At 70.8% G+C, this 20,595-nt stretch carries 16 protein-coding genes; 2 read left to right on the top strand and 14 right to left on the bottom strand.

The genetic code is table 11. The features are described 5' to 3' along the window. Nucleotides 1–313 precede the first annotated feature (313 nt). From M503_RS0110735 to acs, 14 genes are all read right to left on the bottom strand, one after another. Nucleotides 314–991 carry a DUF484 family protein gene (locus tag M503_RS0110735; RefSeq protein WP_028919965.1) on the bottom strand — a complete coding sequence of 226 codons (678 nt, stop codon included), beginning with the start codon at nt 989–991 and terminating at the stop codon, nt 314–316. After that, nucleotides 988–1,800 (bottom strand): diaminopimelate epimerase, encoded by an 813-nt coding sequence (gene dapF, locus M503_RS0110730; protein WP_051414544.1) that lies wholly within the window; start codon nt 1,798–1,800, stop codon nt 988–990. Before dapF ends, M503_RS0110735 begins: the two co-directional genes overlap by 4 nt. 19 nt (nt 1,801–1,819) lie before the next feature. Further along, nucleotides 1,820–2,098, bottom strand: coding sequence for an LPS translocon maturation chaperone LptM (gene lptM / locus M503_RS16305; RefSeq protein WP_037061182.1), 279 nt, complete (start codon nt 2,096–2,098; stop codon nt 1,820–1,822). 73 nt (nt 2,099–2,171) lie between these two features. Further along, nucleotides 2,172–2,591 (bottom strand): YbaN family protein, encoded by a 420-nt coding sequence (locus tag M503_RS0110720; protein ID WP_028919963.1) that lies wholly within the window; start codon nt 2,589–2,591, stop codon nt 2,172–2,174. A 28-nt stretch (nt 2,592–2,619) separates the two neighbouring features. After that, nucleotides 2,620–4,782, bottom strand: a complete 2,163-nt coding sequence (locus M503_RS0110715; RefSeq protein ID WP_028919962.1) for a S9 family peptidase — start codon at nt 4,780–4,782, stop codon at nt 2,620–2,622. A 112-nt stretch (nt 4,783–4,894) separates the two neighbouring features. Further along, entirely contained in the window at nt 4,895–7,012 is a 2,118-nt protein-coding gene (locus tag M503_RS0110710; RefSeq protein ID WP_028919961.1) for a prolyl oligopeptidase family serine peptidase, read from the bottom strand. Nucleotides 7,013–7,380: 368 nt separating this feature from the next. Beyond that, nucleotides 7,381–7,737, bottom strand: a complete 357-nt coding sequence (locus M503_RS0110705) for a hypothetical protein (RefSeq protein WP_028919960.1) — start codon at nt 7,735–7,737, stop codon at nt 7,381–7,383. 564 nt (nt 7,738–8,301) lie between these two features. Continuing rightward, nucleotides 8,302–9,273 (bottom strand): helix-turn-helix transcriptional regulator, encoded by a 972-nt coding sequence (locus M503_RS0110700; RefSeq protein WP_024870391.1) that lies wholly within the window; start codon nt 9,271–9,273, stop codon nt 8,302–8,304. A 400-nt stretch (nt 9,274–9,673) separates the two neighbouring features. Further along, a complete protein-coding gene (gene hemC, locus M503_RS0110695; RefSeq protein ID WP_028919959.1) occupies nt 9,674–10,585 on the bottom strand; it encodes a hydroxymethylbilane synthase in 912 nt (303 codons plus the stop codon). A 42-nt stretch (nt 10,586–10,627) separates the two neighbouring features. Beyond that, entirely contained in the window at nt 10,628–11,350 is a 723-nt protein-coding gene (locus tag M503_RS0110690) for a LytR/AlgR family response regulator transcription factor (RefSeq protein WP_028919958.1), read from the bottom strand. A gap of 139 nt (nt 11,351–11,489) precedes the next feature. Then, nucleotides 11,490–12,155 (bottom strand): alpha/beta hydrolase, encoded by a 666-nt coding sequence (locus M503_RS0110685; RefSeq protein ID WP_028919957.1) that lies wholly within the window; start codon nt 12,153–12,155, stop codon nt 11,490–11,492. A 33-nt stretch (nt 12,156–12,188) separates the two neighbouring features. Next, a complete protein-coding gene (gene mdoH, locus M503_RS0110680) occupies nt 12,189–14,129 on the bottom strand; it encodes a glucans biosynthesis glucosyltransferase MdoH (protein WP_037061179.1) in 1,941 nt (646 codons plus the stop codon). Nucleotides 14,130–14,295: 166 nt separating this feature from the next. After that, nucleotides 14,296–14,964: a response regulator transcription factor gene (locus tag M503_RS0110670; RefSeq protein ID WP_024870396.1), complete on the bottom strand. Its 669-nt coding sequence runs from the start codon at nt 14,962–14,964 to the stop codon at nt 14,296–14,298. A 159-nt stretch (nt 14,965–15,123) separates the two neighbouring features. Next, nucleotides 15,124–17,067: an acetate--CoA ligase gene (acs, locus tag M503_RS0110665; RefSeq protein WP_028919955.1), complete on the bottom strand. Its 1,944-nt coding sequence runs from the start codon at nt 17,065–17,067 to the stop codon at nt 15,124–15,126. 323 nt (nt 17,068–17,390) lie between these two features. Here acs and M503_RS0110660 point away from each other — a divergent pair, with 323 nt between their 5' ends. Continuing rightward, a complete protein-coding gene (locus tag M503_RS0110660; protein ID WP_028919954.1) occupies nt 17,391–18,785 on the top strand; it encodes a DcaP family trimeric outer membrane transporter in 1,395 nt (464 codons plus the stop codon). Nucleotides 18,786–18,799: 14 nt separating this feature from the next. Then, the gene (locus tag M503_RS0110655) at nt 18,800–20,461 is read left to right on the top strand and encodes an MFS transporter (RefSeq protein ID WP_028919953.1); all 1,662 of its coding nucleotides are present in this window, start codon (nt 18,800–18,802) and stop codon (nt 20,459–20,461) included. The last annotated feature ends 134 nt before the right edge of the window (nt 20,462–20,595 follow it).

Raw genomic sequence — 20,595 nt, 5'->3', positions numbered from 1 at the left:
TCACCCCCGACCCCTCTCCCGATGGGAGAGGGGGACAAAGAGCGAAGCCACGAGCCAGACGCGCCGAAAGACGCGGTAGCGCGGGGGTATGGCGCAAGCGGCACATGGATGTGCCGCGCTCGCGCGTTGGAGCAGGACGCGGAACCGCGCGATGCGCCATACCCCCGCGCTGCCGCGGCTCCGTCCGGAGCCAGCACCATCCATTGCTGTTGCTGTTGCTGTTGCTGTTGCTGTTGCTGTTGCTGTTGCTGTTGCTGTTGCTGTTGCTGTTGCAATCGCCCACGCCACAGACGCAGGCGAAGGCACCCCGCTCTTACGGCGCCTCGAACCGCTCCAGCGCCACCACCAGCGACTCGCCCATCATGCGCAGGAACAGCGTGCCCATGCCCGGGTAGAACCGGTTCGGATCGTGGCTGCCGACCGCGACCAGGCCCACCCCGGTGAGCGGCAGCAGCGCGCTCGACTGCACCTCCTCCCGGCGCGGCCCGTACAGCACCGCGTTCTTCTCCGCCTGCAGGCGCCCGCACAGCGGCTCGCCCTCGCGCAGCGCATCGCGGAACGGCTGCAGCTCCGGCTCGCCCTCCCCGCGCACCTGCAGCCAGTCCGCGTCCTCCATGCCCGGCACCGGGCGGAACGACACGATCCGCACCAGGTCGCCGGCGAAATCCTCGGCCAGCGACGCCGCCATCGCCCGCAGCGTGTCCGCATAGCTGGTCTGCCGCATCAGCGACAGCGTCAGCTGGTGCGTGCGCACCGCCAGCCGCTCGTTGACCTGCGCATTGGCCGACAGCTCCGCCAGCCGCCGCGACAGCTCGCGGTTCTTGTCGCGCAGCACTTCCAGCTGGTAGCTGGCCAGCGAGGCCGTGCGGCCGTCGTCGCGCGGGACCACCAGGCTCAGCGCCAGGTCCGGGAACTGCTTGAGGAAGCCCGGATGGCGCCGCAGCCACGCCGCGACCTCGTGTGCCCCCTGCATTTCCTGCGTGTCGCTCATGCCCGCCATTCCCCCTCGAAAACGAAAGCCGTCGGTCCCGACATGATGACCTCGGCGCCATCGTCCGGCCAGCGGATGCGCAGCTCGCCGCCGGGCAGCGATACCGTCGCCTCGCGCGCCAGGCGCCCGCGCCGCACCAGCGACGCCACCGCCGCGCAGGCGCCGCTGCCGCAGGCCAGGGTCTCGCCCACGCCGCGCTCGTACACGCGCAGGCGCACGTGGTCCGGCGCCAGCACCTGGGCGAAGCCCACGTTGCACGACTGCGGGAACGCCGCCGAACGCTGCAACGCCGGGCCGAGGCCGGCCACATCCGCGGCCGCCGCGTCATCGACCTCGATCACCGCGTGCGGATTGCCCATCGACACCGCACCGAACACCACCCTGCCCTCCGGCAGCTCCAGCGCGTACTCGCCCCGGGCCTCGTCGAACCCGGCCAGCGGGATCTCCGCCGGCGCGAAACGCGGCACGCCCATGGCGATGGCGTACTGGCCATTGCCCAGCGACTCGACCGCATGGGTGCCGGCAGGGCTGTCGACGACGAAGCGCGGACCGGCGGCGGTGCCGTCGCGCTCCAGCCAGGCGGCGATGCAGCGCGCGCCGTTGCCGCACTGCCCCGACGGACTGCCGTCGGAATTCCAGATCGCGTACGAAGCCACCGCCCCGGCGCTGCGCGGCGGGCCGATGGTCAGGATCTGGTCGCAGCCGACGCCGCGGTGGCGGTCGGCCAGCTTCGCGGCGAGGGCGGGATCGGGCGGCGGGCTGCCGTCGCGCAGGTCGATGACGACGAAGTCGTTGCCGGCGCCGTGCATCTTGCTGAAGCGCAGCGCCTCAGCCACGGCCGGCGCCCGGCGGGTCGGCGGGATCGTCCGTGTCGGTGTCGTCCGCATCCGTTCCGCTGTCGTCCGCGTCGGTGTCGTCCGCGCCGGTATCGGCAGCGTCGGCGTCGTCCGCGGCCGGCTCGTCCGCCGGGGCCGGTTCGGCCGGGGTCGGCACCTGCTGCTGTTCGACGGGGACGGGCTGCTGCGGCATCACCAGCGGGCCCTTGTTGCCGCAGGCGGACAGCAGCGCGGCGGCGGCGAGCACGGAAAAGACGGTTCGGGCGTTCATGGCCGCAGTATAGCCAGCGCCGCCGCAGGGTCGCGTCCACGCCGGGCGGCACGCAGTGTCCAGCGGGCGGGGGCTATTCCCGGGGCACGGCGGGGGCCGCATCGGCCGGCGGTTCCGGGCGCCGCCACAGCCAGGTCCCGACGATGGCCATGCAGCCGATCGGCAGCGCCACCATCCACGCCCGGTGCGAGGGCACGGCGACCATCACCGCCAGCAGCACCACCGCACAGGCCAGCATCGTCCAGGTCGCCGCCCACTTGGCGTGGCGCGGCACCGCCCGGTGCTCGCGCCAGCTGCGGATCACCGGGCCGAAATGCGGATGGGCGAGCAGGCGCTGCTCGAGGCTCTGCGAACCGCGCGCGGCCGCCCAGGCCGCGACCAGCACGAATACCGTCGTGGGCAGGCCGGGGATGAAGACCCCGGCGATGCCCACCGCCAGGCTGGTGTAGGCCAGCAGCCACCATAGCCAGCGGAAGCGTCTGCGTTCGTCCATCGCCGCCCATCATAGGCGGCGACGGGCTTCAGGGCGCGTCGGCCACGCCCAGCTGGTCGAGGACGAAGGCGTAGTACTCCGCCTGCTCGCGGAAGCGGCGGAAACGGCCGGACTTGCCACCATGGCCGGCATCCATGTTGGTGCGGAACAGGATCGGCGCGCCGCCGGTGTCGAGGTCGCGCAGCTTCGCCACCCACTTGGCCGGCTCCCAGTACTGCACCTGCGAGTCCCACAGGCCGGTGCCGACGAACATGGCCGGATACGCCTGCGCTGCGACGTTGTCGTACGGCGAGTACTTCAGCATGTACTCGTAGTACTCCTGCTGCTCCGGGTTGCCCCACTCGTCGTACTCGTTGGTGGTCAGCGGGATCGACGGGTCGAGCATGGTGGTGACCACGTCAACGAACGGCACCTGCGCCACCATCACCTTGTAATCCTGCGGCGCCTGGTTGGCGACCGCACCCATCAGCAGGCCGCCGGCGCTGCCGCCCATCGCCGCGACGCGGCCCGGCGCGGCGTAGCCCTGCGCGACCAGCGCGCGGGTCACGTCGACGAAGTCGTTGAAGGTGTTCTGCTTCTTCAGCAGCTTGCCGTCCTCGTACCACTTGCGGCCCATCTCCTGGCCGCCGCGGATGTGGGCGATGGCGTAGACCACGCCGCGGTCGAGCAGGCTCACCACCGGCCCGTTGAACCCCGGGTCCATGGAAATGCCGTAGCTGCCGTAGGCGTACTGGAACAGCGCGGCGGTGCCGTCCTTCGTGAACCCCTTGCGGTAGACCAGCGACACGGGGATGCGCACGCCGTCGCGCGCCTCCACCCACACCCGCTCGGTCACGTACTGCGACGGGTCGTAGCCGGGCACCGGCTGCTGCTTGAGCTGGCGGCGCTCGCCGGTGAGCACGTTGAGTTCGTAGGTGGTGGCCGGCGTGGTCAGCGAGGTGTAGCCGTAGCGCAGCCACTGCGTGGCCGGCTCGGCGTTCACCGACAGCCCCATCGAGTACGCCGGTTCGTCGGCGGAGACGTACTGCTGGCTGCCGTCGGCGCGCAGGACGCGTACCCGCTCCAGACCGCCGGAACGCTCGCCCACGGCGGTGAAGCCATCGAACAGCTCGTATTCCTCGAGGAACACTTCCGGGTCGTGCGGCAGCCAGTCCTGCCACTGCCTGCGCGAGGTGGCGTCGCTGGGCGCGGTGACCAGCTTGAAGTTGGTGGCGCCGTCGGCATTGGTGCGGATCACCCAGCGGCCGCCGTGGTGGTCGGCGTCGTACTCGACGTCGCGCTGGCGCGGCGCCAGCACGGTGAACTCGCGCGGGTCGCTGGCCGGCGCGTAGCGCAGCTCCGACGACACCGTGCTCTCCACGCCGATGGTGATGAACTTCTCGTCGCGGGTACGGCCGATGCCCATGTAGAAGCTGTCGTCCTCCTCCTCGTACACCAGCACGTCCTGCCCGACCGGCGTGCCGAGCACGTGCTTCTTCACCCGCACGGTCAGCAGCGTTTCCGGATCGTTCTCGACGTAGAACAGGGTACGGTTGTCGTCCGCCCAGACCACGTTGGGCGACACGCCGGGGATCGTGTCCGGATAGACCTCGCCGGTGGCCAGGTTGCGGAAGCGGATCGTGTACTGGCGGCGGCCGACGTCGTCCTCGGCCCAGGCCAGCAGGGTGTTGTCGGGGCTGACCTCGTACTCGCCGACGCTGAAGTAGTCCTTGCCGGCGGCCAGCACGTTGACGTCCAGCAGCACCTGCTCGGCGGCGAAGTCGCCGGCCTCGTTCGCGGCCTGGATGGCGATCGCGTCCACGCCCGGGCCGTCCTTGCGCCGCGCGTACACCGGATAGTCCTTGCCGGCCTCGTAGCGCGAGTAGTACCACCAGCCGTGGTCGCGGAACGGCACCGAGCTGTCGTCCTGCTTGATGCGGCCGACGATCTCCTCGTAGAGCCGGTCCTGCAGCGGCTTCAGCCGCGCCATCTGCGCGTCGGCGTAGGCGTTCTCGGCCTGCAGGTAGGCCACCATGGCCTCGTCCTTGCGGTCGTCGTCGCGCAGCCAGTAGTAGTCGTCGGTGCGCTTCGCGCCGAACGGCGCCTCGACCACGTGCGGGCGGCGCTCCACGTCGGGCGGGGTCGGGGCGGCGTCGGCGTGGGGCGTGGGCAGGGTCATGAGCGTGGCAAGCAGCAGGAGGGAAGACTTCATCGATGGGGTTCGCCGGGTTGGATTCCAAGCCATCAACACGGCCGGGGCACGGCATGGACGCCGGCCACGGCCCACGAAAGGAGAAACCCCGGCCGAGGCCGGGGTTCCGGGGTCACTTCGAAGCGTCGCCGGCCAGCCGGCTCCACAGGAAGCTGTACGCCAGCGCCGCCATGTGCGCGGCCTGGGCGTTGTTCGCCGCGCCGCCGTGGCCGCCTTCGATGTTCTCGTAGTAGGTCACGTCCTTGCCGGCGTCGATCATCTTCGCCGCCATCTTGCGGGCGTGGCCCGGATGGACGCGGTCGTCGCGCGTGGAGGTGGTGAACAGCACCGGCGGGTACTGCTTCGCCGCATCGAACAGGTGGTACGGCGAGAAGCGCTGGATGAACTCCCAGTCGGCGGTGTCCGGATCGCCGTACTCGGCCATCCACGAGGCGCCGGCCAGCAGCTTGTTGTAGCGCTTCATGTCCAGCAGCGGCACCTGCACGACGATCGCGCCGAACAGTTCCGGGTACTGGGTCAGCATGTTGCCCATCAGCAGGCCGCCGTTGCTGCCGCCCTGCGCGCCGAGGTGCTTCGGCGAGGTGATCCCGCGCTTGAACAGGTCCTGCGCGACCGCGGCGAAGTCCTCGTAGGCCTTGTGGCGGTTGGCCTTCAGCGCCGCCTGGTGCCAGCGCGGGCCGTACTCGCCGCCGCCGCGGATGTTGGCGACCACGTACACGCCGCCCTTCTCCAGCCAGGCGCGGCCGAGGCCGCCGGAGTAGCCCGGCACCATCGGGATCTCGAAGCCGCCGTAGCCGTACAGCAGGGTCGGGTTGCTGCCGTCGGCCTTCAGGTCCTTCGGGCGCACGATGAAGTACGGCACGCGGGTGCCGTCCCTGGAGGTGGCGAAGTGCTGCTCGACCACGTTGCGGCTGCCGTCGAAGAACTCCGGCATCGACTTCAGCGGCTGCGGCGCCTCCGCCGGACGCGAGGCGTCGGCCAGCAGCAGGGTGGTCGGGGTCAGGTAGCTGGTGGTGGTGACCCACAGCAGGTCGCCCTCGTCCGCGTCGACCGCGCCGACACTGGTGGTGCCGATGGCGCCGTCGCCGACCTGCAGCGGCTGCGCGGTCCACCCCTGCGGCCCGTGGCCCAGCACGCTGATCCGGTTCTTGACGTCCTCGAACACGTTGAGCACGACGTGGTTGCGGGTCAGCGTGGCGCTGGCCAGCGAGGTGTGTTCGTCCGGCTCGAACAGCACGTCGAACTCGCGCTTGCCGGCCATGAACCCGTCGAAGTCGGCGACGATGAACGAGCCGGCCTTGTAGGTGCGGCCGCCGACGGTCCACGGCTCGCGCAGTTCCAGCGCCAGCCACTGGCGGTGCACCGACTTCTGCGCCGAGTTCGGCACGTCGATCCGGGTCAGCGAACCGTCCTTGCCGACCAGGTACAGCTCGTCGTTGTAGAACGCCAGGGTGCGGGAGACGAAATCGCGCTCGTAGCCGGGCGTGTCGTCGCGCATCGCCGCGATGTACATGTCCTGCGGCTTGCCTTCGTACACCACCTGCGCCGATTCCAGCGGAGTGCCGCGCTTCCAGCGCTTGACCACGCGCGGGTAGCCGGACTCGGTCATCGAGCCGGGGCCGAAGTCGGTGTAGACGTAGACGTTGTCGCGGTCGATCCAGCCCATGCCGCCCTTGGCCTCGGGACGCAAGAAGCCGTCCTCGACCCAGCTCTTCTTCGACAGGTCGAACTCGCGGGTCACGTCGGCGTCGGCGCCGCCGCGCGACAGCGCGACCAGGCAGCGCTCGTAGGTCGGGCGCAGGCAGTCGGCGCCGTGCCAGACCCAATTCTCGCCCTCGGCCTTGTTCAGCGCGTCCAGGTCGATGATGGTTTCCCAGGCCGGGTTCGGCTTGCGGTATTCCTCGAGCGTGGTGCGGCGCCAGACGCCGCGCTCGTGGTTACGGTCCTTCCAGAAGTTGTAGTAGTACCCGCCCATCTTCTGCACGAACGGGATCCTGGCGTCCGAATCGAGGACCTCGCGGATGCCAGCCTCCATGCGCTTGAACTCCGGGGTGGAGGCCAGCGCGGCGTCGGACTCGGCATTGCGGGCGCGGACCCAGGCCAGCGGCTTCTCGCCGGTGACCTCTTCGAGCCACTGGTAGGGGTCGTCGGCCATCTTGGCCTCCTGGGCATGGGCCGCGCCGGCGGCGATGAGGCCGGCGGCGAGGCAGGCCTGGGCGATACGGGACATCCAGAAACTCCGGGATTCGGGCAAACCCCGGAAGCTAGCACAGGCCCGGATCGGGCCCTTGTGCCAATGGTCAGGCCGGCCGGGACGGTCTTCGGGGCCGTCGGCCCGGCCCCGGCCGCGTCCAGCCATTGGCCCGCCGCGGGTCTCCAGGCCGCCCGCAGACGCGGGCCACGAGCCTGCCCGGCGCACCGCAATACCCGTCAGGTCAGCCGGTTGCGGGCGGGACAGGCCCCGCGGCGGATCCGGCCGGACCCGTCGAAGTCCGGCGCCCGGCTGGATCCGGCCGGTCGCCGGCGCTCGCCAGCCGGAATCGTGCGCCAAGGTGGTCTACGGACGGTGTCCAGCAATGAACCGGCCCACACACGCCATCAGCCAGCCCGCAGCACCTGGGTGGCCTGGCGCCGGGCCGCCCGCAGGCCCTGGGCCGGGCGGCGCCGGGCCTGGCTGCCGGCACGACGGCGGCGGGCCGTGGAGGCCAGGCGCCCCACCACCCGCGGCAGGCGGAAGCGGTGCAGCGCCCACCAGGCCGCGGCCGGCATGCCGACCAGCCACAGCGGCAGCCAGCCGATCCACTCGGAGCTGCCGCGCAGCTGGGGAACCAGGCACACCCCCAGCAGCCCGGCGGCGAACCCGTAGCGCAGCGCCCGTTGCAGCGCCGACTCCGGCGCATCGGCCAGCTCGGCATGGCGGGCGGCGGCGGCGGGGGTGGGCGACCAGTTCGACATGGCTGCAGCTCCTGGGTTGGGAGGCGCAGCGTGCCGGGGGGGCATCTCACGGGTTAAGACGTGGTCGCGCGAAGCCCTCTCCACCGGGGTGAGACGTATGCGCGCCACTGGCGCGCGGGCCGTCGAACCACCGCGTCCCATGGACGCGGGCCGGCGCGAAGCGGGGGTTGGGGAGAGGGTTGGTATTGCGACGCCGCTGGTCACCCGACCCTCACCCCCGGCCCCTCTCCCGGAGGGAGAGGGGGTGCAAAGAGCGAAGCCACGACCTCAACACTCCCGAAGACGCGGTAGCACGGGGGTATGCCGCAAGCAGCACATGGATGTGCCGTGCTCGCGCGTTGGAGCAGGACGCGGAACCGCGCGATGCGGCATACCCCCGTGCTGGCGCGGCTCCATCCGAAGCCCGCGCAACCCAACGCCGTTGCTGTTGCTGTTGCTGTCCGATCAAGCGGATCAGATCAACCGGGAACGTCGGGAGGCAGGCGCCATCGCGAACGGGAGCGCTTGTCGGATCCCGACCCTCTCCCCTGCCCCTCTCCCGGAGGGAGAGGGGTTTTGCGGGCCTCAGCGGTCGTACTGGGAGAGGGCCAGAGCGAGCAGGGTCTTGGCCTGTTCGCGCAGCATCGGCGGTTCGACGATCTCGGCGTCGGCGCCGTAGTGCAGCACGTCCATCAGCAGCTCGCGCGGCACGCTGTAGGGCAGCTTCAGCTCGTAGCGGCCGTCGGGCAGGAAACGGCCCTGCTGCTTCGAATGCCAGTGCTCGTCGGCGACCCAGCGCGCGACCTTCGGGCTGAACACGATCGTCGCCCAGCCCTTCGGCTCGCCGGAGAAGATGCCGTAGCTGGAAGCCAGCTGCTGGTCGAGCACGCCCTCCTCCAGGTCGGTGGCCGGCTCGTCGAGCAGGCGCGCATGGCTGATCCGGTCCACCGCGAAGCTGCGCAGCGCCTCGCGGTCGTGGTCCCACGCGTCCAGGTACCAGTTGTCGCGGTAGTGGGTGATGCGCTGCGGCGACACCCGCCGGCGCGTCGCCTCATCGGTGGAGCGCGCGCGGTATTCGAAGGCCAGCTGGCGGCGCTCCAGCACCGCCGAGGCGACGATGCGGAAGCTGGCCTCGTCCAGGCGGCGGCCGCGATGCGGGATCACCCGCACCCGCTCGACCGGCCAGCGGTTGCTGCCGGCCTGCGCCGCGAGCAGGCCCTCGATGCGTTGCTGCAGCGGCGCCAGCATGCTCGACAGCACGCCACCGCCACCGGTGCGGCGCAGCAGCTGCTGCGAGGCCAGCAGCGCGTGCAGCTCCTCCGAGCTGAGCCACAGTCCCGGCAGCTCGAAGCGGTCGCTCTCGTTGGCCGCGTAGCGGAAGCCCGCTTCACCGTCGCCCTCGACCGGCGCCATCAGCGCGTCGCGCAGGAACGCCAGGTCGCGATAGACCGTGGCGCGCGAACAGCCCAGTTCCTCCTGCAACCGCGGCACCGTCACCGGGTAGCGGGCGGCCTTGAGGATGCGGTGCAGCGCGTTGATGCGTTCGTAGCGGTCCATGCGCCGGATTATGGCGTGCCGGCGCCGGCTGCGGCGACCGGGCAGCGCGTGGAAACCATGAACGCCGTCACCGGGCCGGAGCCACCCGTCCGCACGGCGCCGGTCGATGACCGCGGCCTGGCCCCTCCCCCGGGTGAGGGGGCATGCATGCGCGCCACTGGCGCATGTCGGCTAACGCCCCGTCCATGGACGCGGCCGGGGCGCGGAGCGGGGGTTGGGGAAAGGGTGTTCCGGCGTGGCGAGGGGTGCCGGCCCTCACCCCTGCCCCTCTCCCGGAGGGAGAGGGGGGAGCGCGGCGCTTCGGCGCCTCGCAGCCACCATCATTGCCCTGCACTGGCGCCAGCGCTGACCCTCTTCGCGCGTGAGCATCTGCCCCGGCCCGCCGAGGCGATGGACCGGCTCAGCCGAGGAAGCGCGCCGCCCCCTGCGCAAGCAGGTCCGCGGCCACGGCACGGCCCAGCGCGCGCGGATCCTCGGCGCTGCCCTCGCCTTCGGCGCGCACGCCGCTGCCGTCGCTGGCCGAGCCCACCCAGGCCTCCAGGCGCAGGCGGTTCCCGTCCAGTTCCGCGTAGGCGGCCACCGGCACGTGGCAGCTGCCGTGCAGGGCCAGGTTGAGCGCGCGCTCGGCCTCGATCCGGGTGCGGGTCGGGGCGTCCTCCAGCACCGATACCAGCGTCGCGGTGCGTGCGTCGCCTTCGCGCGTCTCCACCGCCACCACCGCCTGCGCGGGCGCCGGCAGCCAGCCAGGCGCGACCAGGCGCGCGCGGATGCGCGCGTCCAGGCCCAGCCGCTGCAGGCCGGCGCAGGCCAGCACGATGGCGTCGTACTCGCCGGCATCGAGCTTGGCCAGGCGGGTGTTCACGTTGCCGCGCAGGTCGCGCAGCTGCAGGTCCGGGCGGCGCGCGCGCAGCTGCGCCTGGCGGCGCAGCGAGGAGGTGCCGACCACCGCGCCCTGCGGCAGCGCGTCCAGGCTGGCATAACGGTTGCTGACGAAGGCGTCGGCCGGATCGGCGCGCTCGAGCACCGCCGGCAGGACGAAGCCCGGCTCCAGCTCCATCGGCACGTCCTTGAGCGAATGCACCGCGCAGTCGGCTTCGCCGCGCTGCATCGCCAGCTCCAGTTCCTTGAGGAACAGGCCCTTGCCACCGATCGCCGCCAGCGAGCGGTCCAGCTGCTCGTCGCCGCGGGTGCTCATCGGCACCAGCACCACCTCCAGGCCGGGATGGGCCGCGCGCAGGCGGGCGGCGACGTGTTCGCTCTGCCACAGGGCGAGCGGGCTCTTGCGGGTGGCGATGCGCAGGGTCTTGTCCATCGGCGCATTATCCGCCATCGCGGCAGGGCGCGGCGGGCGCGGTCAGAGCTGGCGCAGCGTCTGCCGCAGCTGCGGCACGCAGCGGCGGCTCACTTCCAGCGGCTCGCTGCCGCTGCGCAGCACCGCGCGCACGTGGCCGTCGGCGCCGCGGCGCAGTTCCACCAGCTCCTCGCGCGCCACCAGGCAGTTGCGGTGGATGCGGATGAAGCGGTCGGGGAACTCCTCTTCCAGCGAGCGCAGCGATTCCTCGATCAGGTCCTCGCCGCGGGCGTGGTGCACGACCACGTACTTCTCCTCGGCCTGCAGGTAGCGGACCTCGTCCAGCGGGATCAGGCGCAGGCTGCCGCGCAGGCGCGCGCACAGCTGGGTGCGGCGGCCGCTGGTGGCGGGGCGGCCGGCGTGGAAGGTGCGCACGCGCTCCAGTGCGGCAGCCAGGCGTTCCGGCCGCACCGGCTTGACCAGGTAATCGAGCGCAGCGGCCTCGAACGCGGACAGGGCGTGGGCGTCGTAGGCGGTGCAGAACACCACGGCGGTGCCGGGGCTGGCCTCGGCCAGGCGGCGCGCCGTTTCGAGGCCATCGATGCCGGGCATGGCGATGTCCAGCAGCACCGCGTGCGGATGCAGGGCAGTACAGGCTTCCAGGACCTGCTGGCCGTCGCCGGTCTCGGCCACCACCTCGACGCCCGGCTGCTCGGCAAGCAGCACGCGCAGGCGCTCGCGCGCCATGGGCTCATCGTCGGCGATCACCAGCTTGAGGCTGCGCATCAGGCAATGGGCAGGATGACGTCGCGTCGATAGTAGCGGTCGCTCCGGCTGGCCGTCATCCGGGCCGGGCCGGACCATGACCCCGTCAGCAGGGATCCGGCCGCCGCCGGGTGAGTCTCCCGGGCGGCAGGCGCTGAGGTCAGCCGAGCAGGCGCCGTTCCAGCCAGTCGCCCAGGTCGGCGATTTCCTGCGCGCAGACCTGGTGGGCCATCGGGTAGCGATGCCACTCCACCTCGAAGCCGACCCGTTCCAGCGCCTGCGCGCTGGCCAGGCCGTACTGCACCGGGATCACCGGGTCGCCGTCGCCATGGGCGAAGAACACCGGCTGCGCCACCGCGTTCGGGTCGCGCCGCGAGGCGGCCGCCTCGCCGCCGGGCAGGTAGGTCGACAGGGCGATCAGGCCGGCCAGCGGCTGGCGCCGGCGCAGGCCCGCGGCCAGGGTGATGGCGCCGCCCTGGGAGAAGCCGGCCAGGAGGAGCCTCGACGGCGCGATGCCGCGTTCGACCTCGCGCGCGACCAGCGCCTCGACCTGCTCCACCGACTGCTCCACGCCCTCGGCGTCGGCACGGGTGGCAAAGTCCATCCCCGTGATGTCGTACCAGGCGCGCATGCGCATGCCGTTGTTGATCGTCACCGGGCGCACCGGCGCATGCGGGAACACGAAACGCAGCGCCGGCCAGTGGCGGCGCACCAGCTCCGGCACGATCGGCGCGAAGTCATGGCCGTCCGCACCCAGTCCGTGCAGCCACAGCACCGTCCACTCCGGCGCGGGGCCGGTCTCCTGCTCCACGCATTCCAGCAGCATGCGTCCTCTTCTTTCCCCGGGAACCGGCGGCAATTATGCCTGCGCCTGCGCCGCGCCCGCGCGCAGTTCGGTGGCCCGGCGCAGCACCGGCGGCGGATCGAGCTCCTCGGGGATGCACAGGATCCGGCGCTCTCGCAGCCAGCGGCCCGGCGTCCGCCCGGAGGTGAGCCACACCGTCGGGATCGACAGGACCATGCCGACCAGCACCGGCGACATCCACAGCGCCAGGCCCGGCGAGACCATCCACGACAGCCCGCCCATGAACGCGCCGAACAGGGTCATCCCGCCATAACTGCGTACCAGGCCCGACAGCGGCACGCTGCCGTCGTCGCGGCGCTGCGCCTCCCAGCCGGAGTCGTGGCCGGCCAGGACCTCGGCCACGCCGCGCGACTGCCGGTACATCACGATCGGCGCCATCAGCGCGGCCAGCACGGTTTCGATCAGCAGGCCGAGGAAGGCGTTGAAGGCGCCGCCGGCTCCACGCCGCGCAACGGGATCGATGAGGGTGGAGAGGAAACCGAGGATCTTCGGCACGAACAGCACGCCCATGGTCGCGACGAACAGCCATTCGATCCGCTCCATGTCCGAGGCGCGCCAGTAGGCCAGCGGCGAGAAGCCCGGCAGGCGGAAGCCGTCCCAGGCCAGTTCGCTGTGGTTCAGCGGGATGGCCAGGCCGATCAGCATCAGCATCGCCCACATCGGCGCGGTGAAGTAATGGCCGATGCCGACCATCATGTGGGTGCGGCTGACCCAGTGCAGGCCGGCGCTGCCGACCACCTTCATGTGCTGCAGGTTGCCCTGGCACCAGCGGCGGTCGCGCACCAGCAGGTCGGTCAGCGAGGGCGGGCCTTCCTCGTAGCTGCCGTCCAGCTCCGGCACCAGGTGCACGGCCCAGCCGGCGCGGCGCATCAGCGCCGCCTCGACGAAGTCGTGGCTGAGGATGTGGCCACCGAACGGGTGCCGACCCTGCAGCTCGGGCAGGCCGGCGTGGGCGGCGAAGGCACGGGTGCGCACCATCGCGTTGTGGCCCCAGTAGTTGCCCTCGCTGCTGTGCCACCAGGTGATGCCGCGGGCGATGATCGGCCCGTACATGTGCCCGCCGAACTGCTGCATGCGCGCGAACAGGGTCTGCCCGTTCACCACCCGCGGCAGGGTCTGGACCAGGCCCACGCGCGGGTTGCGCTCCATGGCCGCGGCCAGGCGCACCAGGGTCTCGCCGCTCATCACGCTGTCGGCATCGAGGATCAGGAACTGCGGATAGGCCGCGCCGTAGCGCTGGACCCAGTCGGCGATGTTGCCGGCCTTGCGCCCGCGGTTGTCGGTGCGGCGGCGGTAGAACACGCGCCCTTCCCCGCCGATGCGCTGCAGCAGCGCGGCGAACTGGCGTGCCTCGGTTGCGGTGAACTCCGGCTTGCGGCTGTCGCTGAGCACGAAGAAGTCGAACGCCTCCAGCTGCCCGGTCGCCTGCACCGATTCGTAGATCGCCTGCAGGCCGGCCATCAGCCGCGCCGGGTCCTCGTGGTAGGTCGGCACCAGCAGCGCGGTGCGGGTGGACAGCCGCGGCAGCGGCCCGTCCACCTCGATGCCCAGCAGGTTGTGGCGCCTGGCCATCAGCAGCAGGAAGCCGCAGACGGCGCCGATGCTGGACAGCGCGATCCAGGCGAACAGGAACACGAACAGCACCAGCAGGACCAGGTCGAGCACGCCCAGCCCGCCGATGCGCAGGACCTGCAGCATGCCCATGCTGGCGGCGGCGGTCAGGGCGGCGGTGGCGCCGACCACGAACACGCGGCGGCGGGCCAGGCCCGGCGAGGTGGTCGGCAGGACGCGCGCGGCCAGCCTGCCTTCGCGCAGCGACTGCACGGGCATCGGCAACGGCGCTTCGCTGGCCGGCAGCCAGGCGCGGCCGGCGTCCGTCGCCGGGGCGGCGGGGGATTCGGCCAGGGAAACGGGGGCGGCGAGGGAACCGGACACTGGGAGCACGTGCACTCTCCGGGTACGCCTTGCGCCGGAGGGGGGGGTGCGCAAGGCAAGCCGGTATTGTGCAGCGCATCACCACCGGCGGAACCGCCCTGCCGGCGCCCCGGTTCAGCCTCGTTCAATGAAACCGTTTACGCGGCCTTGGACAGTGACCGGCGTCTCAGTCCGCCTCGTCCGGCGGCACCACCACCCGGTCCGGATCCACTGCCAGGCGGCCGGCCATCAGCACCGCCTGGGTACGGTTGTTGACCCCGAGCTTGCGCAGCACCGCGGTCACGTGGGCCTTGATCGTGGCCTCGGACACGCCCAGGTCCCACGCGATCTGCTTGTTGAGCCGGCCCTCGCCGAGCATCTGCAGGACCCGGAACTGCTGCGGGGTCAGTTCGCGCAGGCGCTGCGCCACCGCCTGCTCGTCGCGGTCCATCGCCGGCGCCGCGGCCGCCGCCGCCGGGGCCCAGCGCTCGCCGTCCAGCACCGTCCCGACCGCGGTGGCGATGGTCTCCGAATCGGCCGACTTGGGGATGAAGCCGAGCGCGCCGTGGTCCAGCGCGCGCCGCATCACCGCCGGCTCCTCGCGCGCGGACACCACCACCACCGGCAGCTGCGGATGCAGCGAGCGCAGGTGCACCAGCGCGCTGAAGCCGTGCGCGCCGGGCATGTTGAGGTCCATCAGCAGCAGGTCGGCGTCCGCGTTCGCCTCGACCAGCGCGTACAGCGCATCGACGCTGTCGGCCTCGTGCAGGGTCGCTTCGGGCAGGATCCGCTGCACCGCGCCGCGCAGGGCCTCGCGGAACAGCGGATGGTCGTCGGCGATCAGGATGGTGGACATTCAAAGGCCGTGATTGGGGATTGGTGATTCGGGATTCGCAAAAGCAGGGCGGCTGCGTGGCCGCCGCCCCAGTGTGACGGAAAGAGGCGGCGGTCCGCTCTTCCGAATCACGAATCCCGAATCCCGCTGGCACAGACGGATGTCTGGTAATCCCGGCTCCTACTTCACCTTGCGCTCGTTGACCAGCGACTCGACCACGGACGGATCGGCCAGGGTCGAGGTGTCGCCCAGCTGGTCCGGCGCGTTCTCGGCGATCTTGCGCAGGATGCGGCGCATGATCTTGCCCGAGCGGGTCTTGGGCAGGCCGGGCGCCCACTGCAGGTGGTCCGGCGTGGCGATCGGGCCGATCTCCTTGCGCACCCAGGCCACCAGTTCCTTCTGCAGCTCGTCGCTGGGCTGCTCGCCGGCCTTGAGGGTGACGTAGGCGTAGATGCCCTGGCCCTTGATGTCGTGCGGGAAGCCGACCACGGCGGCCTCGGCCACCTTCGGGTGCGCGACCAGGGCGCTTTCCACCTCGGCGGTGCCGATGCGGTGGCCGGAGACGTTGATCACGTCGTCGACGCGGCCGGTGATCCAGTAGTAGCCGTCCTCGTCGCGGCGGCAGCCGTCGCCGGTGAAGTAGGTCCCCGGGTAGGTGCGGAAATAGGTATCGATGAAGCGCTGGTGGTCGCCGTAGACGGTGCGCATCTGCCCCGGCCAGGAATCCAGCAGGACCAGGTTGCCCTCGGCCGCGCCCTCCAGCAGTTCGCCGCCGGCGTCTACCAGGGCCGGGCGCACGCCGAAGAACGGCAGGGTCGCCGAGCCGGGCTTGAGATCGGTGGCGCCGGGCAGCGGCGAGATCAGGATGCCGCCGGTCTCGGTCTGCCACCAGGTGTCCACCACCGGGCAGCGGCCGTCGCCGACCACGTCGTAGTACCAGCGCCAGGCCTCCGGGTTGATCGGTTCGCCGACGCTGCCGAGCAGGCGCAGGCTGGAACGGCTGGTCTTCTTCACCGGCGCCTCGCCCTCGCGCATCAGCGCGCGGATCGCGGTCGGGGCGGTGTAGAAGATGGTGACCTGGTGCTTGTCGATCACTTCCCAGAAGCGCGACACGCTCGGGTAGTTCGGCACGCCCTCGAACACCACCGAGGTGGCGCCGTTGGCCAGCGGGCCGTAGACGATGTAGCTGTGGCCGGTGACCCAGCCCACGTCGGCGGTGCACCAGTAGATGTCGTCCTCGCGCAGGTCGAAGATCGCCTCGTGCGTGTACGAGGCGTACAGCAGGTAGCCGCCGGTGGTGTGCAGCACGCCCTTGGGCTTGCCGGTGGAACCGGAGGTGTAGAGGATGAACAGCGGATCCTCGGCGTTCATCCGCTCCGGCTCGCACTCGGCGGGCTGGCCGTCGACCACGTCGTGGAACCAGCGGTCGCGCGGGGCTTGCATGTCCACCGCGCCGCCGGTGTGGCGCACCACCAGCACGGTTTCGACCGAGTTGGTGCCCGGCAGCTTCAGCGCGGCGTCGACGTTGGCCTTGAGCGGGATCTTCTTGCTGCCGCGCAGGCCCTCGTCGGCGGTGATGATCAGCTTGCTGCCGCAGTCGCCGACGCGGTCGGCGATCGAGTTCGGGGCGAAGCCGCCGAACACCACCGAGTGGATCGCGCCGATGCGCGCGCAGGCCAGCATCGCGACCACCGCGTCGGGGATCATCGGCAGGTAGATGGTGACGCGGTCGCCCTTGGCCACGCCGAGGTTGCGCAGGGCGTTGCCCAGGCGGCAGACGCGCTCGTAGAGCTCGCGGTAGGTGACCTTCTGCACCGGCGCGTCGGGGCTGTCGGGCTCGAACAGCAGGGCGACCTTGTCGCCGCGCTTCTCCAGCTGGCGGTCGAGGCAGTTGACCGAGGCGTTGAGCTCGCCGTCCTCGAACCAGCGGATGTGGAAGTCCTCGAGCCTGTAGCTGACGTCCTTGATCCTGGTCGGCTTGCGGAACCAGTCCAGCCGGTCGGCCGCCTTGCGCCAGAAGCCCTCCGGGTCCTCGACGGACTCGCGGTACAGGCGCTGGTAGTCGTCCTTGCCGATGCGCGCGCGCGCGGCGAACTCCGGCTTGACGGGGTAAAGGTCGGCCATGGCTGCTCCCTCCTCTTGGATGCCTCGACTGGCGGCCGCGTCGGCGCGGCCTGTTGCGCCCCAGTTTGACGCATACACCGTGACGCATTGCAGCAGCCGGCTTAAGACCTTGGTCGAAGCGCGGCGCCCCCCGGAACGGGGGACGAGCCGCGCATGCCCGCCGTTGCGGGCTCCGCCAGCGCCCGCGCCGCGCCCTTCGACTAATGGCGAATAGGCACTTCACGGGGCCGATGCGCAGTCTCCCGATGCGGCCAGCCGTGCGTGGCAGCGCGGCCGTTGTCATCCGGACACAACAGTCATCCGCATAGAGGGAGGGGAGCTTGATGAGTACGAACAAGAACAGGCTGGTACGACGGCCGCTGGCGGCGGCGCTGTTCGTCGCGCTGGTGGCGCCGGGACTGGCGATGGCCGAGACCGCCAAGGAGAAGGCGCTGGAGGCCCGCGTGGCCGAGCTGGAACGCCAGGTCCAGGCGCTGCTCGAGGCGCAGCAGACCACGCAGACCCAGATCGCCGAGACGCAGACGCAGATCACCGAGGTCAAGGCCGCGCAGCCGGAGCCGCTGCCGGCAGGCAAGCAGCCGATCCAGCGCACCACGATCAACACCGCGGCCAACGCCGGCACGACGTTCTCGTACGGCGGCTTCATCAAGATGGACGCGATGGTCACCGATACCAGCGACGGGCGCATCGCCGACGGTTCGTCCGGCCGCCTGTTCTACGTGCCCAGCACCATCCCGGTGGGCGGCGCCGGCGCCGACGGCGGCGACCCCTACACCGACTTCCACGCGCAGTTCTCGCGCTTCTGGCTGAGCGCCGACCACGCCACCGACAGCGGCGACAAGTTCAAGGCCTACGTGGAGATGGACTTCTTCGGCGGCGGCAGCAACGCGCTGGCCGGCAACGAGGTCGCCACCAACACCTACGCCGTCACCCTGCGCCAGGCCTACGTCAGCTGGAACAACTGGCTGGCCGGCCAGACCTGGTCGAACTTCCAGGACGTGGCCGCGCTGCCCGATGCGGTGGACTTCGTCGGCGTGACCGACGGCACCGTGTTCGTGCGCCAGTCGCAGATCCGCTACACCAAGGGCCCGTGGTCGGTCGCCCTGGAGAACCCGAACACCACCGTGCAGGCCTACGCGCCGTACGCGGCGGCCGCCGGCGCGCGCACCACCACCGGCGACAACAGCATCCCGGACCTGACCGCCCGCTACAACATCAAGGGCGACTGGGGCCACTTCTCCATCGCCGGCCTGCTGCGCAGGTTCCAGTCGGGCAACAACAGCGACACCGGCGGCGCGGTCAGCCTGTCGGGCAAGTTCAACCTCGGCGCCAGCGACGACATCCGCTGGATGGCCAATGCCGGCGCCGGCATCGGCCGTTACATGGCCTTCGGCCTGGGCAGCGACGTGGTCCAGACCAACGCCGGCGGCGACATCGAGGCGCTCGACGGCTACGGCGGCTTCGTCGCCTGGCGCCACGTGTTCAGCCCCAGGCTGCGCGGCAACCTGATGTATTCGGCCGCCCACTTCGACAACGATGCTTCGCTCGTCGGCTGGGGCGTGACCGAGCGCTCGCAGTCGTTCCACGCCAACCTGATCTATTCGCCGTTCCCGAAGCTGGACATCGGTGCGGAGATCGGCTGGGGCCAGCGCTCCCTCGAGGACAACCGCGAGGGTGACCTGAGGCGCTTCCAGACCCACGTCAAGTACAGCTTCTGAGGAGGGGACCCCGCATGAACGCAACAACCGCAAACCACCCGCCGCAAGGCGAGCTCACCAAGGGCCACAAGCGAGTCATCTTCGCTTCGAGCCTGGGCACCGTGTTCGAGTGGTACGACTTCTACCTGTACGGCTCGCTCGCGGCGATCATCGCCAAGCAGTTCTTCAGCGGCGTCAACGAGACCACCGGCTTCATCTTCGCGCTGCTGGCCTTCGCCGCCGGCTTCGCGGTGCGTCCGTTCGGCGCGGCCTTCTTCGGCAGCCTCGGCGACCGGATCGGCCGCAAGTACACGTTCCTCGTCACCATCGTGATCATGGGCCTGTCGACGTTCATCGTCGGCATCCTGCCGACGTACGCCAGCATCGGCCTGGCGGCGCCGGTGATCCTGATCATCCTGCGCCTGGCACAGGGCCTCGCGCTGGGCGGCGAGTACGGCGGCGCGGCCACCTACGTGGCCGAGCATGCCCCGCACGGCAAGCGCGGCCTGTACACCAGCTTCATCCAGACCACCGCCACGCTGGGCCTGTTCCTGTCGCTGCTGGTGATCCTCGGCTGCCGCATGGCGCTGGGCAACGAAACCTTCGAGGACTGGGGCTGGCGCATCCCGTTCCTGGTGTCCATCGTCCTGCTGGGCATTTCGGTGTGGATCCGCCTGCAGCTGAGCGAATCCCCGCTGTTCCAGCAGATGAAGGCCGAGGGCAAGGGTTCCAAGAAGCCGTTCCGTGACTCGATGAAGGGCGGCAACCTGGGCCTGATGCTGCTGGTCCTGCTCGGCGCCACCGCCGGCCAGGCCGTGGTGTGGTACGGCGGCCAGTTCTACTCGCTGTTCTTCCTGACCCAGGCGCTGAAGGTCGACGGCACCACCGCCAACCTGCTGATCGCCGCGGCGCTGGCCCTGGCCACCCCGTTCTTCATCGTGTTCGGCTGGCTGTCCGACAAGATCGGCCGCAAGAAGATCATCCTGGCCGGCTGCTTCCTGGCCGCGGTGACCTACTTCCCGATCTTCAAGGGCCTGACCCACTTCGCCAACCCGGCGATCGAGGAAGCTCGCCAGAACTCGCCGGCCGTCGTGCACGCCGACCCGGCCACCTGCTCCTTCCAGTTCGACCCGATCGGCAAGAAGGTGTTCACCAACTCGTGCGACATCGCCGCGGCCGCGCTGGCCAAGGCCGGTATCCCGTACGAGATCGTCCCCGCCGCTCCGGGCAGCATCGCCCGCATCAGCATCGGCGGCACCGACGTGGAGGCCTATGACGCGGCCGGCCTGAGCAAGGAAGAGGTCAAGTCCCGCGCCGACGCCTTCACCAAGCTGCTGAAGACCACCCTCACCTCGGCCGGCTATCCGGAGAAGGCCGATCTGGAGCGCATCAACATCCCGGCGACGCTGTTCCTGCTGTGGGTGCTGGTGATCTACGTGACCATGGTCTACGGCCCGATCGCCGCCTACCTGGTCGAGCTGTTCCCGACCCGCATCCGCTACACCTCGATGTCGCTGCCGTACCACATCGGCAACGGCTGGTTCGGCGGCTTCCTGCCGACCATCTCCTTCGCCCTGGTGGCGGCCACCGGCAACATGTACTTCGGCCTGTGGTACCCGATCGGCGTGGCGATCATGACCGTCGTGGTCGGCGGCCTGTTCCTGCGCGAGACCAAGGACGACGACATCTCCAAGTAAGCGCCGTCCGCAAGCAGTCCAAGGCGCCGGTCCCGCAAGGGGCCGGCGCTTTTTTCTTGGCCCCTCCCCCGGAGGGCGAGAGGAAGAGAAAACGAAGCGACCCCAACGCGCCGAGAGCCGCGGCAGCGCGGGGG

It is taken from the genome of Pseudoxanthomonas suwonensis J47 (assembly GCF_000513955.1).
Taxonomy (GTDB): domain Bacteria; phylum Pseudomonadota; class Gammaproteobacteria; order Xanthomonadales; family Xanthomonadaceae; genus Pseudoxanthomonas; species Pseudoxanthomonas suwonensis_C.
This window is presented reverse-complemented; position numbering and strand designations above follow the sequence as displayed.

Coding starts and splice junctions, on each gene's coding strand:
- M503_RS0110735 (WP_028919965.1), bottom strand. CDS start 991: ATGAGCGACACGCAGGAAATGCAGGGGGCACACGAGGTCGCGGCGTGG.
- dapF (WP_051414544.1), bottom strand. CDS start 1,800: ATGCACGGCGCCGGCAACGACTTCGTCGTCATCGACCTGCGCGACGGC.
- lptM (WP_037061182.1), bottom strand. CDS start 2,098: ATGAACGCCCGAACCGTCTTTTCCGTGCTCGCCGCCGCCGCGCTGCTG.
- M503_RS0110720 (WP_028919963.1), bottom strand. CDS start 2,591: ATGGACGAACGCAGACGCTTCCGCTGGCTATGGTGGCTGCTGGCCTAC.
- M503_RS0110715 (WP_028919962.1), bottom strand. CDS start 4,782: ATGAAGTCTTCCCTCCTGCTGCTTGCCACGCTCATGACCCTGCCCACG.
- M503_RS0110710 (WP_028919961.1), bottom strand. CDS start 7,012: ATGTCCCGTATCGCCCAGGCCTGCCTCGCCGCCGGCCTCATCGCCGCC.
- M503_RS0110705 (WP_028919960.1), bottom strand. CDS start 7,737: ATGTCGAACTGGTCGCCCACCCCCGCCGCCGCCGCCCGCCATGCCGAG.
- M503_RS0110700 (WP_024870391.1), bottom strand. CDS start 9,273: ATGGACCGCTACGAACGCATCAACGCGCTGCACCGCATCCTCAAGGCC.
- hemC (WP_028919959.1), bottom strand. CDS start 10,585: ATGGACAAGACCCTGCGCATCGCCACCCGCAAGAGCCCGCTCGCCCTG.
- M503_RS0110690 (WP_028919958.1), bottom strand. CDS start 11,350: ATGCGCAGCCTCAAGCTGGTGATCGCCGACGATGAGCCCATGGCGCGC.
- M503_RS0110685 (WP_028919957.1), bottom strand. CDS start 12,155: ATGCTGCTGGAATGCGTGGAGCAGGAGACCGGCCCCGCGCCGGAGTGG.
- M503_RS0110670 (WP_024870396.1), bottom strand. CDS start 14,964: ATGTCCACCATCCTGATCGCCGACGACCATCCGCTGTTCCGCGAGGCC.
- acs (WP_028919955.1), bottom strand. CDS start 17,067: ATGGCCGACCTTTACCCCGTCAAGCCGGAGTTCGCCGCGCGCGCGCGC.
- M503_RS0110660 (WP_028919954.1), top strand. CDS start 17,391: ATGAGTACGAACAAGAACAGGCTGGTACGACGGCCGCTGGCGGCGGCG.
- M503_RS0110655 (WP_028919953.1), top strand. CDS start 18,800: ATGAACGCAACAACCGCAAACCACCCGCCGCAAGGCGAGCTCACCAAG.